Source organism: Flavobacterium sp. FG139, assembly GCF_057809695.1.
Genome location: NZ_JBMDKL010000001.1, coordinates 58,648 through 76,831, shown reverse-complemented (window position 1 = coordinate 76,831; position 18,184 = coordinate 58,648). Strand labels below are relative to the sequence as shown.

The window sequence follows — 18,184 nt, the reverse complement described above, 5'->3', positions numbered from 1 at the left end:
AATGGAAATCCTTTTGTGACGGTGTTCGGCACAAAAGATTGAAATGAATAGCAGGAAATAGCTTCTAAAATAATTTAAACTGTATAATTTATAAAATACTATGTTTGCCATTTGTAATCTTTCTATAATCCCTTTGCGATTGGAGCCGAGTGACCGAAGTGAAATTGTATCTCAGGTACTTTTTGGTGAGCATTTCGAAATTTTAGAACAAGACAAACAATGGGCCAAAATTAAGCTTCAATTTGATGGTTATGAAGGTTGGATTGACAGCAAACAATATCAAGTAATTTCGAAGGAAAATTATACTTTACTGAGTAATGAAGCTCTAATTCTTAATGCCGATTTGGTAGAATATATTTCGGCACCCAACAATGTTTTGATTCCGATTACATTAGGCGCATCGCTATCGTTTTTGAATAATAGTGACATAAATAATCAAAATTATGAGTTTGAAGGATTGAAAATAAGCGGTGTAAAACCAAAGTCGGGCTTGATTGATGCCGCATTTATGTATTTGAATGCACCGTATCTTTGGGGTGGAAAAACACCATTTGGAATTGATTGTTCTGGTTTTACACAAATGGTGTACAAGCTTAATGGTTACAAACTGCTGCGAGATGCCTCACAACAAGCTAGTCAGGGTGAAGTTTTGAGTTTTATTGAAGAAAGTGAACCTGGTGATTTGGCTTTTTTTGACAATGAAGAAGGTAAAATCATCCATGTTGGGATTATGCTTGAAAACAATTACATCATTCATGCTAGTGGAAAAGTTAGAATTGACCGACTGGATCATTTGGGAATTTACAATGCTGAACAAAACAGACATACCCACCGATTGCGTGTCATTAAGAAAATTATATAACTAAAAAAAGCGTCTCGAAATTGAGACGCTTTTCTTTTGTGTACACTTTATTTATTGTTCCGCTTTTAATGCTTTTAGTTTGTCTGATAATTCCAAGAAACTGTAAACCGCTCTTAAATTAGATTTCACAACATCATTTTTAGGATCTAATTCATGTGCTTTCTCTAATAATGGCATGGCTTTATTAAATAATTGTTGTCTTTCTGCTTTTAGCACATCGTATCTTTTTTGATCTTTGGCATTGGTACCCAATTTATTCATTTCTTCAACAATTTTTGCATCAGGTTTCAAGGTTAAATCGGATAATTGCAAATAAGCGTCAACATAATTTGGCTTTAATTCAATGGCTTTTTTGAAGTATTTTTCAGCATCTTCCAATTGATTACTAGTCACACTAACTACACCTAAATTATAAACCAACACTTCATTATTTGGATCTTTCTCAAGAGCCTCGTTGATGGTTTTTTTATAGTTTGGTATGTCGTTTAATTTATAGTAAATATCTGCTTGAGAAGTGATCAAACCAACATCATTTGGATTTTCTTTTCTAGCATCAATGATTGCATTTTTAGCCTCTTCTGTTTTACCTTGTTCAATAAGAATTAATGCAATATTTTTTACAATTTCTCCTTTTTTAGAAGGTGACTTCTCATCACGTGGAGCAACATGCGTACCTAAAGTAACTAAATTGTCTCTAGTTTCTTTGGAAGTATAATTTTCTTCGGCACCAGTAGTTTTGTTTTTTGCATAATACACCATTCCTTCGCCAGTATAATTAGCAGCTTTAAGTTCTTTGTAATACGCTAATGCTTTATCATAATCCATGCCTTCAACAGCATAATTGGCAGCATAATACAAATTCTCAATGTCTTTTTTATCCAATTGGTAAATAGAATACAAAACATCTGCCGATTCTTTATATTTCTTTTGATTGCCAAGAGCAACCGCATAATTCAACATTTCTGGTTTAAAAGATGAAATAGTTTCTTTAATATCATCCGTATAAACCTTTTTATTTCCAGGTTTTTTCTCGTACTCTAAGGTTGCATTTAAACCCGTAGCCAATTCTGAAATTGCTTTTGGACTAACCACTTTAGCTAATGCCATTTGAATTTGCAACGGTGTCATTGTTTTGTCTAATGCCAACGATTCTAAAACAGGAATCATACATTTATAAAATTCAGCATATATCTTATCGCCTTCTTCTGTGGCTAATGGAATGACCTTAGCCACCAATGCTTTGTACTCGACTAAGTCATCTCCCTTTAATTCTTCTTTTCCATATAGTTTTTTTAATCCTTTTAATTCCTCTTTCTGGGCGAAAGAACCAACAGAAACTAATAATGTCCCAGCAATTATTATGTGTTTAATTTTCATGATTGTGTAGTGTTTTTTTGTTTATTAATAATAAAAGCCATGATATCTAAATTAAATATTAGGTTACATGGCTTTTATAGTTGTTTTATTTAAAAATTATTCTTCAGATTCATTAGCATCATCATCTTCAGCAGATTCATCGTCGTTATCAACCACATCATCTTCCTCAGAATCATCTTCTAAAATGGCATTGGGATCGATTTCTAATTCTTCACCATCTGCTGCAATTGCTTCTTCTTCTTCGTCTTTCATTACTTTGGTAACAGCCGCAATAGAATCATTTCCTTTGATGTTAATCAGACGAACACCTTGAGTCGCACGTCCCATAACACGTAAGGTTGAAACGTCCATTCTAATGGTCAATCCTGATTTATTGATAATCATCAAATCATCGGCATCGGTAACGGTGTTGATAGAAACTAAAGCTCCTGTTTTTTCAGTAATGTTTAATGTTTTAACCCCTTTACCACCACGGTTGGTAATTCTATAAACAGCTTCACCTTCGTCTTCTAGTTTGGTTCTTTTTCCGTAACCATTTTCAGTAACAACTAGTAATTGCGTTTCATTAATATTATTTTCATCAACAGAAACCATTCCAATTACTTCATCTTGTTCATCTCTTAACGTAATACCACGAACACCAGAAGCCGTTCTTCCCATAGGACGCGTTTTAGCTTCTTCAAAGCGAACCAATTTTCCTGATTTAACAGCAATTAAAACTTGACTTTTTCCGTTAGTTAATTCTGCACTTAACAACTCATCTCCATCTTTAATGGTAATTGCAGCAACACCATTTACTCTTGGTTTAGAATATTTCTCTAAAGAAGTTTTCTTCACCTGACCTTTTTTAGTGGCCATAATAACATAATGGTTTTTAATGTACTCTTGATCTTTTAAATCTTGTGTACAAATAAACGCTTTTACTTTATCATCGCTTTCAATGTTGATTAGGTTTTGAAGGGCTCTTCCTTTACTAGCTTTAGTACCTTCAGGAATTTCATACACACGCATCCAATAACATTTTCCTTTTTGTGTAAAAATCAATAAATAATTATGATTGGTAGCTACAAATAAGTGTTCTAAGAAATCTTGGTCACGAGTAGCGGCCGATTTTTGCCCAACGCCTCCTCTATTTTGAGTTTTATATTCGGTTAAAGAAGTACGTTTGATATAGCCAGCATGTGAAATGGTAATTACTACATTTTCATCAGCAATTAAATCCTCAATACTTACATCACCACCAGAATATTCAATAATCGAACGACGAGCATCACCATATTTATCTTTGATTTCGATTAACTCTTCTTTAATCAATTCCATTCTCAATTCTTTGCTTGCTAATAAGTCTTTCAAGCGTTGAATTAATTTCATGATTTCTTCGTATTCTGCACGAAGTTTGTCTTGCTCTAGACCTGTTAATTGGCGTAAACGCATTTCAACAATAGCACGTGCTTGAATTTCAGACAAACTGAAACGTTCAATTAACTTAGCTCTAGCTTCGTCACCATCTTTAGAGGCACGTATCAAAGCAATTACTTCGTCAATATTATCCGAAGCGATAATCAAACCTTCTAAAATATGAGCACGTTCTTCGGCTTTGCGCAATTCAAATTGAGTTCTTCTAACTACAACATCATGACGGTGTTCTACGAAATAATGAATCAATTCTTTTAGATTCAACATTTGTGGTCTTCCATTAACCAAAGCAATGTTATTGACACTGAACGAAGACTGAAGTTGCGTGTATTTATACAACGTATTCAATACTACATTCGGAACGGCATCGCGTTTCAATTCATAAACGATACGCATACCAGTTCTGTCCGATTCATCACGGATGTTTGAAATACCTTCTATTTTCTTTTCGTTAATTAAATCGGCAGTTTTTTTAATCATGTCTGCCTTATTCACTTGATACGGAATTTCAGTTACAATAATGGCTTCTTTTCCGTGTACTTCTTCAAAACCAACTTTAGCGCGAATAACGATTCTTCCACGACCTGTTTTAAAAGCCTCACGAACGCCTTCATATCCATAAATTACACCACCTGTAGGGAAATCTGGAGCTTTGATGTGGTTCATTAACTCATCGATTTCTATTTCCTCATTGTCGATAAATGCTAAAGTTCCATCAATTACTTCCGTTAAATTGTGTGGCGCCATATTAGTAGCCATACCAACTGCAATACCCGAAGCTCCATTGATTAATAAATTAGGAACTCGTGTTGGCATCACTTTTGGCTCATACAACGTATCATCAAAGTTCAATTGAAAATCAACTGTTTCTTTGTCAATATCTGCCATAATGTCTTCTGACATTTTTTTCATTCTAGCCTCAGTATAACGCATCGCTGCCGGACTATCACCGTCAACCGATCCAAAATTACCTTGACCGTCTACCAATAAATAACGCAAACTCCATTCTTGAGCCATACGAACCATCGCATCATAAACTGATGTATCGCCGTGTGGGTGATATTTACCTAAAACTTCTCCAACAATTCTTGCGGATTTTTTGTGAGCTCTATTAGAAAAAACTCCTAAATCGTACATTCCATACAATACTCTTCTGTGTACGGGTTTCAAACCATCACGTACATCTGGTAGTGCTCTTGACACAATAACCGACATCGAATAATCGATGTAAGCTGACTTCATTTCGTCTTCAATGTTAATAGGAATTAACTTTTCTCCGTCAGACATATTTATAAATTTTTAAAATAAATTAATTTAGAATTCAAACGTGCAATATACATCTTTTTGCTTTTTTGGAAAGCATTTTCAAGCACTAATTTCAATGATTTATTAACAAAATAGCGTTATGAAATGGTTAATAAAATTAGTTCGACATGACTTTTATATATGACTATTTTTTTGTCAATTTACTGACAAGTGTTTTACTGGGAATGATTTTTGTAAGCATTCAATTAATTCACTAATTTTACATTAAATAAATTGCTATAACAATGGATGATAATTTTTCTCCAAGAGTAAAAGATGTGATCACGTACAGTAAAGAAGAAGCCCTACGATTAGGACACGACTTTATTGGAACTGAACATCTTATGCTCGGAATTCTAAGAGATGGAAATGGAAAAGCAATCACTATACTTAATAATCTTTCGGTTGATTTAGACCATTTACGAAAGAAAGTTGAAATTTTGAGCCCACCCAATCCCAATGCAGAAACCAATTTAGAAAAAAAGAATTTACACTTAACGCGCCAAGCTGAAAGAGCACTGAAGACTACTTTTCTCGAAGCAAAAGTTTTTCAAAGTACTTCCATTAGCACAGCGCACTTATTATTGTGTATTCTGCGAAACGAAAACGATCCAACAACAAAGCTGCTTAACAAATTAAAAATTGATTACGAAGTAGCTAAAGAACAATATTTAAATATGACACCAAACGAAGATGATTTCTTAGAAAATCTACCAAAAAATGAGTCTTTTAATGAAGATTCTGGACAGGATGAAGGAATGAAAGAAGGTAGTTTTAATAATCCTACCAACAAGTCCAATAAAAAATCTAAAACGCCTGTATTAGATAACTTTGGTCGCGACTTAACTGAAATGGCTGAAGAAGGAAAACTTGATCCAGTAGTGGGTCGTGAAAAAGAAATTGAACGCGTTTCTCAAATTTTGAGCCGTAGAAAGAAAAACAACCCATTACTTATAGGGGAACCTGGAGTGGGAAAATCGGCTATTGCTGAAGGTTTAGCTTTACGCATCATTCAAAAGAAAGTATCGCGTATTCTTTTCAACAAACGTGTAGTAACTTTGGATTTGGCTTCTTTAGTTGCCGGAACTAAATACCGCGGACAATTTGAAGAGCGTATGAAAGCCGTGATGAACGAATTAGAGAAAAACGACGACATCATTTTGTTTATTGATGAAATCCATACTATTGTTGGGGCTGGTGGCGCGACAGGTTCTCTTGATGCTTCAAACATGTTCAAACCTGCTTTAGCAAGAGGCGAAATACAATGTATTGGTGCCACAACACTTGATGAATACCGTCAATACATTGAAAAAGATGGTGCACTAGAACGACGTTTCCAAAAAGTAATTGTAGAACCTACTTCGGTAGCCGAAACAATTACCATTTTGAACAACATCAAGAATAAATACGAAGACCATCACAACGTTAGGTATACACCAGAAGCTATCGAGGCTTGTGTAAAACTGACTGACCGATATATGTCAGAACGCTTTTTACCAGACAAAGCTATTGATGCCTTGGATGAAGCAGGATCAAGAGTTCATATTACCAACATTGATGTTCCAAAACAAATATTGGATTTAGAACGTCAACTGGAAGAAGTGCGTGAACTTAAAAATTCGGTAGTTAAAAGACAGAAATATGAAGAAGCTGCCAAACTTCGTGACGATGAAAAGAAATTAGAAAAAGACCTTGCTATTGCTCAAGAACAATGGGAAGAAGATTCTAAAAACAACCGAATTGAAGTTACCGAAGATAATGTTGCCGATGTGGTTTCAATGATGACTGGAATTCCGGTAAATCGTATTGCCCAAACAGAAAGTAATAAATTAGCTAATTTACCCGAATTGCTTCAGGGCAAGGTAATTGGACAAAATGAAGCGGTAGTTAAAATTGCACGTTCAATCCAACGAAACCGAGCCGGATTGAAAGATCCAAACCGACCAATTGGTTCGTTTATTTTTTTAGGTCAAACTGGTGTTGGTAAAACTCAATTGGCTAAAGTTTTGGCTAAAGAATTATTCGATTCTGAAGATGCTTTGATCCGAATTGACATGAGTGAGTACATGGAGAAATTTGCTGTTTCTCGCTTAATTGGTGCTCCTCCAGGATATGTTGGATATGAAGAAGGTGGACAATTAACCGAAAAAGTTAGAAGAAAACCATACTGTGTGGTGCTTTTAGACGAAATTGAAAAAGCACATCCAGATGTGTTCAACATGATGTTACAAGTATTGGATGATGGATATCTTACCGATAGTTTAGGAAGAAAAATCGATTTTAAAAACACCATCATCATCATGACATCCAACGTTGGTGCACGTCAATTAAAAGATTTTGGTCAAGGTGTTGGCTTCGGAACTGCTGCTAAAGTGGCACAAGCCGATGACAATTCGAAAAGTATTATTGAAAATGCCTTGAAGAAAACCTTTGCTCCTGAATTCTTAAATAGAATTGATGACGTAATTGTATTCAACGCTCTTGAGAAACATGATATCGATATGATTATCGAAATTGAACTTAAAAAATTGTACGCTCGTGTAGCAGATTTGGGTTATAAATTGAACTTGTCTGATAAAGCAAAAGCGTATATTGCAGAAAAAGGTTTTGATAAACAATTTGGTGCTCGTCCGCTAAAAAGAGCCATTCAAAAATATGTTGAAGATGCCCTTGCTGAAGAAATTATTACATCCAAAATCAATTCTGGTGACGAAATTTTCATGGATATTGAAGATGGCGCCGATGAATTGACCGTAAAAGTTCACAAAGCAGAAGAGCCAACTAGTTAAAAAAGTAATCATTAATTTTTAACCACGAATTACCGAATTTAGTGTATCCTATGAAATTCGATAGTTCGTGGTTTTATTTTTAAATCATGCCACAAAATAAAATCATATTAGGTTCCGAAGAATGGTGCTCTTTTCCAGAACTCGGAATTCCTGCTATCAAAGCACGTGTCGATTCCGGTGCAAAAACCTCTGCATTACATGCTATAAACATCGCTCCTTTTGTAAAAGACGGCATCAATTGGGTGAAATTTGACATCAACCCTATTCAAAACAACCTTAAAACAGTTATCCATTGCGAGGCTCTTTTAATTGACAAGCGCATTGTTAAAAGTTCGAGTGGTTTTCGAGAACAACGGTATGTGATTCAAACGGACATCAAAATTGGCGAAGAAATTTGGAAAATAGAGATGACGCTAACCAATCGAGATTCTATGGGATTCCGAATGTTATTGGGTCGCGAAGCCATGAGTGGTAGAATTTTAGTCGATCCCGAACAGAAATATCTTTTGGGTCAAACCACAACAGAAAATCTAAAAGATTTATACATTAATGCTATTCCAAATAAATCGGGACTCCGAATTGGTTTATTGGCCAGTAATCCCGAATTATACAGCAACCGCCGAATTATGGAAGCTGGAGAAATGCGAGGTCACGAAATGCACTTTCTAAACATCAAAGAATGTTATATGAAATTGGATGCCGACAAACCTGAAATTCATTACCGTGGCGGAAAAGTACTGGATAATTTTGATGCAGTTATTCCGAGAATTCGTCCAAGTATAACGTTCTATGGTTGCGCCTTAACACGTCAATTTGAAGCCATGAAAGTGTATTGTTTGAATTCGGCTGCAGCCATCACACAATCGCGTGACAAATTATTTTCGCTTCAACTATTATTACGAAATGGTGTCGATATTCCTACTACTGGATTTGCCAACTCTCCTTTAGATACTGATGATTTAATCAAAATGGTAGGCGGTTCGCCACTTATTGTAAAACTATTAGAAGGTACTCAAGGAAAGGGTGTTGTATTGGCTGAAACTAAAAAAGCGGCCGAATCAGTAATCAATGCTTTCAAAAGTTTGAATGCTAATATCTTGGTGCAAGAATTCATCAAAGAAGCTAACGGAAAAGATTTGCGACTATTTGTAGTTGATGGTAAAGTAGTTGCTGCCATTCAGCGTGAAGCGGCTCCAGGCGAATTTAGAGCCAACATCCACATGGGTGGAACAGCATCGATTGTAAAACCTACTGCCGATGAGAAAAGAATTGCAATTAAAGCTGCAAAAGCGATGGATTTACGTGTCGCAGGTGTTGATATCATTCGTTCTTCTAAAGGGCCACTTTTATTGGAAGTAAACTCATCACCAGGGTTGGAAGGAATTGAAGGTGCTACCAATAAAGATATTGCAGGTGAAATGATTAAAGCGATTGAACATAATATTAAAAAAAAATAATCCTCAAATGAACAAAAGATTTATCCCATCGCTAGTAATTTTTGCCAAAGGCATGATGATTATTGCACTTGGAATTGTATTCCATTTTCTCAAAAATCCGGGTTCTAAAGTGTTATTGATTATAGGAAGTGTTTTAATTTTTATCGCATTAATTGTGTTATTAATTATGAATTTAACAAAACCAAAAGTATAATGAATCCTTATTTGGACATAACACTGCGAAGCGTATCAGTTTATTTCTTCATGATAATTGCCTTGCGAATTTTTGGCAAAAAACAATTATCGCAATTGAATACGGCCGATGTGATTCTGATTCTACTCATTAGTAACTCAGTTCAAAATGCTATGGTGGGTAACAACACATCGTTGTATGGCGGAATTGTTGCGGCTTTAGCACTTTTTGCCATCAACTTTATATTTAAAAAAGTAATGTCTAAATCGGAGTTCATAAAAAAATTAGTACAAGACAAACCCGAAATTCTCATTCATAACGGTAAAATTGAGTTTGAAACTATAGGTCGCTTGGGCATTACCAATGACGAATTGCAAGAAGCCATGCGTGAACATGGTGTTGAACATTATAAAGAAGTAAAATTGGCCATGTTCGAAATTGATGGAAGTATTAGCATTATTTCAGGCGATAAAAATTTGAAACAAACCCATCACAAACGAAAAATACATAAAACACTAGGAACCTTAAACAATTAATTTATGAATAAAAACCGCCTGGAAGCTTTTAGCGATGGTGTTTTAGCCATAATTATAACCATAATGGTTTTGGAATTTAAAGTTCCAGAAGGCATGGATTGCAATGCGTTGAAACCATTATTTCCAAAATTTTTAAGCTACATTTTGAGTTTTATTTATGTTGGAATTTATTGGAACAACCACCATCATATGATGCATACCGTGAAAAATGTGAACGGAAAAATACTATGGGCAAACTTGCATTTACTGTTTTGGTTATCACTTATTCCGTTTGTAACCGCCTGGAATGGCGAAAACCACTTTGCCCCTTTTCCCATGATGTTGTACGGAATTGTTTTGTTCATGAATGGATTAGCTTATTTTATATTGCAAAATCTAATCATAAAATCAGCCGGTAACGATTCTTCTTTATCTAAAGCTATTGGAAAAGGAGTAAAAGAAAAAGCTTCTGTTATTTTTTATTTAATTGCCATATTTTTTGCCAATTATTACCCCATAGTTTCTGGAACTATCTATATCATTGTGGCGTTGATTTGGTTGATTCCCGACAAACGAATTGAACGAATTTTTACTAACGAAACGCTTTAAATTATGAACTTAATTTCTCAAATTATTATCGGATTAATTGCAGTATTACACATTTATATTTTGTGGTTGGAAATGTTTGCTTGGACTACTCGCGGAAAAAAAGTATTTAAAACCATTCCCGAAGACCAATTCGAAAAAACCAAAGTTATGGCTGCCAATCAAGGATTATACAATGGTTTTCTAGCCGCTGGATTGCTTTGGTCATTGTACATCACTGATACAGAATGGAGTAATAATGTGGCGCTGTTTTTTCTAACTTGTGTTTTGATTGCTGGATTGTTTGGGGCAGCTACAGTTTCTAAACGAATTTTTTATGTGCAAACTTTACCCGCCATATTAGGGTTATTTAGCATGGCTTTCTAATCCTCCAAATCAATTAAGAAAGTATTCAAAAAGGCAACTGATTTTTCAATATCATAATGCAAAATTCGGTCTTCTTCTACAAACGGCACTTCTTCACGATACGATTTTAAAAACATTTCGATAAATTCACTCGATTGCAAGGGACGTCTGAATTCAATCGCTTGAGAAGCATTCATCAATTCGATGGCTAAAATGCGTTCTACATTCTCCATGATTCTTAAGCATTTGGTAGCAGCATTGGCGCCCATAGATACGTGATCTTCTTGACCGTTGCTCGAAACAATACTATCCACACTGGCTGGAGTAGCCAATTGCTTATTCTGACTGGCAATACTTGCAGCGGTATATTGCGGAATCATGAATCCCGAATTCAATCCGGCATTACTCACTAAGAAAGCAGGTAAACCGCGTAATCCTGAAATCAATTGATACGTTCTTCGTTCGGAAATGCTTCCCAATTCAGCTAAAGCTATTCCTAGAAAATCGAGAGCTAAAGCTAAAGGTTGACCATGGAAATTTCCGCCCGAAATAATTTCGTCTTCTCCTACAAAAATATTCGGATTATCGGTAACCGAGTTGATTTCGGTTTTGAATACTTTCTTCACATATTCAATAGTATCTTTAGAAGCACCGTGCACTTGCGGAATACATCTAAAAGAATACGGGTCTTGAACATGCTGTTTTTCTTGCGCTATAATTTGACTGTCTTCCAATAATTCAGTCATTCTTTTGGCAGTGACAATCTGCCCTTTGTGCGGACGCACATAATGAATCAATTCGTTAAACGGTTCTATTCTTCCATCAAATCCTTCTAAGGAAATGGCAGCAATAACATCGGCTAAATAGGAATATTTCATCGCTTTCAGCAAAATATAAGAGCCATAAGCACTCATAAATTGCGTCCCGTTTAATAACGCTAATCCTTCTTTAGATTGCAACACAATCGGTTGCCAACCCATTTTTTCTAGCACTTTTTTGGCTGGTTGACGAAAACCATCATAATATACTTCACCTTCGCCTAACAAAGGTAATGATAAATGGGCTAACGGAGCCAAATCACCACTAGCACCTAAGGATCCTTGATTGTATATTACAGGTAAAATATCATTGTTATAAAAATCAACCAATCGTTCTACAGTTAACAATTGCACGCCCGAATGACCGTAACTTAACGATTGTATTTTAAGCAACAACATGATTTTTACAATCTCATGAGGCACTTCTTCACCAGTTCCGCACGCGTGCGATTTTACAAGGTTTTCTTGTAGTTGCGAAAGGTTTTCATTGGATATTTTCACATTACATAACGAGCCAAATCCGGTATTAATTCCGTAAATCGGTGCGTCGTGAGAAGCCATTTTTTTATCTAAATACTCACGGCATTTCTGAATATTGATTTTGGCTTCTTCCGAAAGAGCCAATGATTTATGTTGCGAAATGATTTCTTGCAACGTTTCTAAACTTAATACTTCAGAACTTATGTAATGTATGGTGTCCATTTTGATGTAATTTGTTGTCAAAATTCAACAAACAATTGTTAAAAAACAACTATTTTAACGTCTATTTTATTATCAAATCAATAAAAATACCCCAAAACAACTCGATTTAAAAAAATATTCAAAACCCATAGTCTAGTAAAATTGTGATATTCATAAAAATACGCGTTTCATTTTTTTGGTTCACAAAAATCTTTACTTTTGAAATGTATGTTAAACAACAAAAACACCTATTCTTCTGTATTCACAACCACTTCTTTGGTTGCGTTTTTTGTTGGCACCACAACAACTACAACTACAACCCCATTCGGGGTATAATTTTCACATATAATCCACTTTTTATGGGCTTTCAAATGAGAGCAAAACTTTATATGTAATTCACAATTGTATAAAAATTAAAACATGATAGTATTAAAATTTGGCGGAACATCAGTGGCCAATGCACAAAACATTCAAAAGGCAATAGCTATTGTAAACCAAAAAGCCTCTAATAACAAACTTGCTGTTGTCGTTTCTGCTCTAAGTGGCGTAACCGACATACTCATAAATGCCGCTCACAAAGCAGCCTCAAAAGACGAATCGTATAAAAAAAATATCGAGGAAATCAAACAAAAGCACTTTGATGCGATTTCTGAATTAGTTGATAGCGCTAATCAAAATCAACTTTCAATCAAAATCAATAGTCAAATTAATCAATTGCAAACGTTGTTAGACGGTTGCTTCTTGTTGGGCGAATTATCTCCAAGAACTGCTGATGCTGTGGCGAGCTTTGGCGAATTATTATCGTCACAAATTATTGCTGTCGCTTTGCAACAAACCATCCCAAATAGTACTTTTAAAGACAGTCGCGAGTTGATTAAAACCAATTCTAATTTTGGAAAAGCTTCGGTTAATTTTGATAAAACAAATCAATTAATTGCTGATTATTTTGCATCCAATACATCACAAGTGGTTTTATTGCCGGGATTTATTGCTGCCGATGAAACCGGAAACACTACCACTTTGGGTCGCGGTGGCTCCGATTATACGGCTGCCATCATCGCCAATGGAATAAAGGCCGAATCATTAGAAATTTGGACCGATGTAAACGGCATGTTCACTGCCAATCCGAAAATCGTGAAACAAGCACAACCTATTGAGTCGATATCCTATCAAGAAGCGATGGAATTGTCGCATTTTGGTGCTAAAGTATTATATCCGCCAACGATTCAACCGGTTTTAAAAGCGAATATCCCTATTTGGATTAAAAACACTTTTGAACCTGAAGCATATGGTACTCTAATCTCAAATTCACCCGATGCGAATGCCAACCCAATTAAAGGAATTTCTCATATTGACAATATTGCATTATTAACGCTAGAAGGCTCCGGAATGATTGGTGTAGCAGGTTCTTCCAAACGTTTATTTGAAGTGCTTTCACAACAAAATATTAATGTAATTTTCATTACACAAGCGTCATCAGAACATTCGATTTGCATCGGAATTCAGAATCATGAAGCCGAAAAAGCAAAAACAGCTATTGACAAAATTTTTGAACTAGAAATTGCTCAAGGCAAAATTGACCCTTGTATTGTTGAAAAAGACTTGTGTATTGTTGCCTTAGTAGGTGAAAGTATGAAAAATCATCAAGGGTTGAGTGGTAAAATGTTCAGTACATTAGGGAAAAATAATGTAAACATTAGAGCTATTGCTCAAGGTGCTTCTGAGAGAAATATATCGGTAGTCATTAATGAAAATGATGTTAAAAAAGCCCTGAATACCTTACACGAACGCTTCTTTGAAGACAATACCAAACAGTTGAATTTATTCGTGATGGGCGTTGGTAACGTAGGTGAAAAATTCATCGATCAAATCCACCAACAAAAGAAATTCTTGAAAGAAAATCTAAAAATTAATCTACGTGTTATCGCTTTATCCAATTCACGAAAAATGGTTTTCGATGAAGACGGAATCAACTTAAAAGACTGGAAATCTGCTCTCGAAAATGGTGCAACCGCTAGTGTTCCCGAATTCATTTCTAAAACTAAAGCACTCAACTTACGCAACAGTATTTTTGTAGATATTACCGCCAATTACGATATTGCTTCGATTTACGACCAGTTTTTAAAACAAAATATTGCCGTAGTAACCTGCAACAAAATTGCCTGTTCATCGCAATACGATAATTATAAAAATTTAAAATCATTATCTCGAAAATACAACGCACCGTTCTTATTCGAAACCAATGTTGGAGCTGGGTTACCTATTATCGATACCTTGAAACACCTCATCGCATCAGGTGATAAAGTCAATCGTATCAATGCTGTTTTATCGGGAAGTTTGAACTTTATTTTTAATAATTTTAGTGATTCTTATAATTTTCACGATGTAGTAAAAGAAGCTGGTGTGCAAGGATTTACAGAGCCTGACCCAAAAATTGATTTAAGTGGTGTAGACGTGGCTAGAAAGATCTTAATTCTGATTCGTGAAAGTGGCTATGCTATGGAAATGGAAGCTATTGAAAACAATTCGTTTCTTCCAAAAGAATGTATGGAAACGACCAATAACGACGATTTTTTCAAGTCGTTAATAAAACATGCTGCTCACTTTGAAAAATTATTGGCTGAAGCCCAATCGAAAGATGCTCGATTAAAATTTGTAGCTTCGTTTGACAATGGAAAAGCCAGTGTCGGATTGCAATTCATTCCGAAAGAAAGTCCGTTTTACAACCTTGAAGGAAAAGACAATATTGTTGAATTTTATACCGATAGATACATCGACCAACCGCTAATCATCAAAGGTGCTGGTGCTGGTGCTGCGGTTACTGCATCGGGTATTTTTGCCGATGTTATTCGAATTGGAAATGTGTAAAATAAGTCACTAAGTATCTAAGTTCCTAAGGTTCTAAGACAAAACTAAACTAAAAAACTTAGCATCTCAGAACCTCAGGTACTTAGAACCTCATAAACTAAAAAATGAACGAAATAAAACTATTCTGCCCTGCCACTATCGCTAATCTATCTTGCGGATTTGACGTATTGGGCTTGTGCCTTGAAACTATCGGAGACGAAATGATCATTCGAAAATCGGCTGAAAAAGGCATTCGAATTACTAAAATAACTGGCGCAGATTTACCCATGGAAACCGAAAAAAATGTAGCTGGAGTGGCAGCTTTAACTATGGTTAATGCTGTAAATCCTGCATTCGGATTTGAAATTGAAATCCACAAAAAGATTAAAGCTGGAAGTGGTATAGGAAGTTCTTCTGCAAGTGCCGCAGGATCAGTTTTCGGAATTAATGAACTATTAGACAAGCCTTTTTCACGGAAAGAGTTAGTCGATTTTGCCATGAAAGGTGAAGCGTTAGCCAGTGGTTCTGAACACGCCGACAATGTAGCGCCTTGCCTATTGGGTGGGTTTACTTTAGTGAGAGGTTATAATCCTTTGGATGTAATACGAATTAACTCACCGAGTGAACTTTATGCTGTAGTGCTTCACCCAAAAATTGAAGTAAAAACAGCCGATGCTCGTGCCGTTTTAGAACCGATGATTCCGCTTAAATCTGCCATTACACAATGGGGAAATGTAGGTGGATTAATTGCTGGATTATACACCAACGATTATGAATTGATTGGACGATCGCTTCATGATGAAATAGTAGAACCGTTGCGCAAAAATTTAATTCCTGGTTTTGATACTACTAAATTTGTAGCCCTACATAACGGAGCCTTAGGTGCCGGAATTTCGGGTGCTGGGCCTTCGATTTTTGCTTTGTGCAAAGGACAAGAGAAAGCCGAAAAAGTAGCTTTTGCAATGAGTGAAAGTTATCAAAATATTGGAATTCCATTTGATATGCACATCTCAAAAATAAATCCGGAAGGAGTAAAAATAATATAGAAACAAACACCGATTTCACAGATTTTACCAAATGAAATCATCATGAAATTTTATGAAAAATGAAGTATTACAGTTTAAACAATAAAAACCATCATGTTTCCTTTCAAGAAGCCGTCATACAAGGTTTAGCGCCCGATAAAGGATTGTATTTTCCTTCATCCATTACTCCATTATCTCAATCATTTTTTGATCGTATTGAAACCGTATCACAGGAAGAAATTGCTTATCATGTGATTCAGCAATTTGTGGGTAATGAAATTCCGGAAGCGGAATTGAAACAAATCATTAAAGAGACTTTGTGCTTTAAATTTCCATGTGTGGCGGTTGAAGAAAATGTGTATTCCTTAGAACTGTATCATGGCCCAACCATGGCTTTCAAAGATGTTGGTGCCCGATTCATGTCGCGCTGTCTAGGCTATTTCAATCGCAATGACGATAAAAAAGTTACTGTTTTGGTCGCTACATCCGGAGATACTGGCGGTGCTGTTGCAAGTGGCTTTTTAGGAGTTAAAGGTGTTGAAGTAGTCATTCTCTACCCTTCTGGAAAAGTGAGTGATATCCAAGAACGTCAGCTAACCACTTTAGGGCAAAACATTACTGCACTTGAAGTCGATGGTGTTTTTGACGATTGCCAAGATATGGTAAAAAAAGCGTTTTTGGATACTGATTTAGAGAACAAAAATCTAACCTCAGCCAATTCGATTAACATTGCGCGTTGGCTACCACAAATGTTTTATTTCTTCTTTGCCTATCAACAGCTAAAGAAACACAACAAACCTTTGATTGTTTCGTGTCCAAGTGGGAATTTCGGAAATATTTGTGCCGGGATATTAGCTAAAAAACTTGGGTTACCTATTACCCATTTTGTAGCTGCTACGAATGCCAATGATATCGTTCCGCAATTTTTAAAAAATGGAATTTATGCTCCCAAACCATCAATAGCGACCATTTCCAATGCTATGGACGTAGGTAATCCAAGTAATTTTGTGCGCATTCAAGAAATGTACCACAACAATCTGAACGAATTTAGCAAAGACTTTTCGTCTTATACCTACACTGATGAAGAAACTAAGTTTACCATGAAAAATATTTTTACCAACTCAGGATATATTGCTGAGCCACATGGTGCTGTTGGGTATTTGGGATTGAAAAAGGAATTACAAAATCATTCGGATAGCATTGGTGTCTTTTTAGAAACAGCACATCCGATTAAGTTTATAGATGTGGTGGAACCTGTTTTAAATCTTCAATTGCCGATTCCTAATCAAATTGAGAGTGTTCTAGGAAAAGAGAAAGTGAGCATTAAAATTAAAACTTATGACGATTTAAAGCGTTATTTGATAAAATAATTTTTAAAAAAAAAGTCACATTAAACTTAACGACTAATATTCAGTGTTAAAACATTAATCTAAACCTTTTATTCAAAACAGTATGAGCAAAAACAATGTAAACGCAAAAATGCGTATGTACCATCGATATTTAGGCTTTTTCCTAGTGGGAATTATGGCAGTGTATTCTATCAGTGGATTACTTCTAATTTTGAGAGACACCGATTTTTTAAAATCAGAACAACAAATTGAGAAAACATTACCACCCGACTTTAACCCTAAAGATTTAGGCAAGGCGTTGCACATTAGAGAATTGAAAGTTCAAAAAGAAGACAATGGCATTCTTTATTTTAAAGAAGGAACTTTCAATACAAAAACAGGAATAGCGCAATACCAATCGAAAGAATTGCCATTTATTCTTGAAAAAATGACCCGATTGCACAAAGCATCAACTAGAGAACCTTTGTTCTTTTTAAACATATTCTTTTCCTTATCGTTGTTGTTTTTTGTGATTTCTGCCTTTTGGATATTTTTACCCAAAACCGAAGTCTTTAAAAAAGGGATGTATTTTGCATTAGGCGGACTCCTACTGACGTTAATCCTGATATTCATATAACAAC

The 18,184-nt window shown here is 35.4% G+C and carries 14 protein-coding genes; 11 read left to right on the top strand and 3 right to left on the bottom strand.

Annotation, left to right across the window (positions count from 1 at the left end; translation table 11 throughout):
- The first annotated feature begins 100 nt into the window (after positions 1–100).
- Positions 101–862: a C40 family peptidase gene (locus ACODSI_RS00330; RefSeq protein ID WP_488914841.1), complete on the top strand. Its 762-nt coding sequence runs from the start codon at positions 101–103 to the stop codon at positions 860–862.
- A gap of 51 nt (positions 863–913) precedes the next feature.
- Here the strand turns inward: ACODSI_RS00330 and ACODSI_RS00325 are convergent, their stop codons facing one another.
- Together ACODSI_RS00325 and gyrA are read right to left on the bottom strand one after the other, a co-directional pair.
- The gene (locus ACODSI_RS00325; RefSeq protein ID WP_488914840.1) at positions 914–2,239 is read right to left on the bottom strand and encodes a tetratricopeptide repeat protein; all 1,326 of its coding nucleotides are present in this window, start codon (positions 2,237–2,239) and stop codon (positions 914–916) included.
- A gap of 96 nt (positions 2,240–2,335) precedes the next feature.
- Positions 2,336–4,942: a DNA gyrase subunit A gene (gene gyrA, locus ACODSI_RS00320; RefSeq protein WP_488914839.1), complete on the bottom strand. Its 2,607-nt coding sequence runs from the start codon at positions 4,940–4,942 to the stop codon at positions 2,336–2,338.
- A 263-nt stretch (positions 4,943–5,205) separates the two neighbouring features.
- Between gyrA and ACODSI_RS00315 the strand changes: the two genes are divergently transcribed.
- The 6 genes from ACODSI_RS00315 to ACODSI_RS00290 all read left to right on the top strand — a co-directional run bounded on the left by ACODSI_RS00315 (position 5,206) and on the right by ACODSI_RS00290 (position 10,865).
- The gene (locus ACODSI_RS00315; protein ID WP_488914838.1) at positions 5,206–7,749 is read left to right on the top strand and encodes an ATP-dependent Clp protease ATP-binding subunit; all 2,544 of its coding nucleotides are present in this window, start codon (positions 5,206–5,208) and stop codon (positions 7,747–7,749) included.
- An 86-nt stretch (positions 7,750–7,835) separates the two neighbouring features.
- Entirely contained in the window at positions 7,836–9,206 is a 1,371-nt protein-coding gene (rimK, locus tag ACODSI_RS00310) for a 30S ribosomal protein S6--L-glutamate ligase (protein ID WP_488914837.1), read from the top strand.
- A gap of 7 nt (positions 9,207–9,213) precedes the next feature.
- Positions 9,214–9,399 carry a hypothetical protein gene (locus ACODSI_RS00305; RefSeq protein WP_488914836.1) on the top strand — a complete coding sequence of 62 codons (186 nt, stop codon included), beginning with the start codon at positions 9,214–9,216 and terminating at the stop codon, positions 9,397–9,399.
- Positions 9,399–9,914 (top strand): DUF421 domain-containing protein, encoded by a 516-nt coding sequence (locus ACODSI_RS00300; protein ID WP_488914835.1) that lies wholly within the window; start codon positions 9,399–9,401, stop codon positions 9,912–9,914. The genes ACODSI_RS00305 and ACODSI_RS00300 overlap by 1 nt, the downstream gene beginning before the upstream one ends.
- A 3-nt stretch (positions 9,915–9,917) precedes the next feature.
- Positions 9,918–10,502 carry a TMEM175 family protein gene (locus tag ACODSI_RS00295; RefSeq protein ID WP_488914834.1) on the top strand — a complete coding sequence of 195 codons (585 nt, stop codon included), beginning with the start codon at positions 9,918–9,920 and terminating at the stop codon, positions 10,500–10,502.
- Positions 10,503–10,505: 3 nt separating this feature from the next.
- Positions 10,506–10,865 carry a DUF1304 domain-containing protein gene (locus ACODSI_RS00290; RefSeq protein ID WP_488914833.1) on the top strand — a complete coding sequence of 120 codons (360 nt, stop codon included), beginning with the start codon at positions 10,506–10,508 and terminating at the stop codon, positions 10,863–10,865.
- On the opposite strand, the gene hutH is transcribed toward ACODSI_RS00290, so the two are convergent.
- Positions 10,862–12,364, bottom strand: a complete 1,503-nt coding sequence (hutH, locus tag ACODSI_RS00285; protein ID WP_488914832.1) for a histidine ammonia-lyase — start codon at positions 12,362–12,364, stop codon at positions 10,862–10,864. The two genes, ACODSI_RS00290 and hutH, sit on opposite strands and share 4 nt — an antisense overlap.
- 399 nt (positions 12,365–12,763) lie before the next feature.
- Between hutH and thrA the strand changes: the two genes are divergently transcribed.
- The 4 genes from thrA to ACODSI_RS00265 all read left to right on the top strand — a co-directional run bounded on the left by thrA (position 12,764) and on the right by ACODSI_RS00265 (position 18,180).
- Entirely contained in the window at positions 12,764–15,211 is a 2,448-nt protein-coding gene (gene thrA, locus ACODSI_RS00280; RefSeq protein WP_488914831.1) for a bifunctional aspartate kinase/homoserine dehydrogenase I, read from the top strand.
- Positions 15,212–15,315: 104 nt separating this feature from the next.
- Positions 15,316–16,236: a homoserine kinase gene (locus tag ACODSI_RS00275; RefSeq protein WP_488914830.1), complete on the top strand. Its 921-nt coding sequence runs from the start codon at positions 15,316–15,318 to the stop codon at positions 16,234–16,236.
- Between the two features lie 59 nt (positions 16,237–16,295).
- Entirely contained in the window at positions 16,296–17,585 is a 1,290-nt protein-coding gene (gene thrC / locus ACODSI_RS00270; RefSeq protein WP_488914829.1) for a threonine synthase, read from the top strand.
- Between the two features lie 82 nt (positions 17,586–17,667).
- Entirely contained in the window at positions 17,668–18,180 is a 513-nt protein-coding gene (locus tag ACODSI_RS00265; protein ID WP_488914828.1) for a hypothetical protein, read from the top strand.
- Positions 18,181–18,184 lie beyond the last annotated feature (4 nt).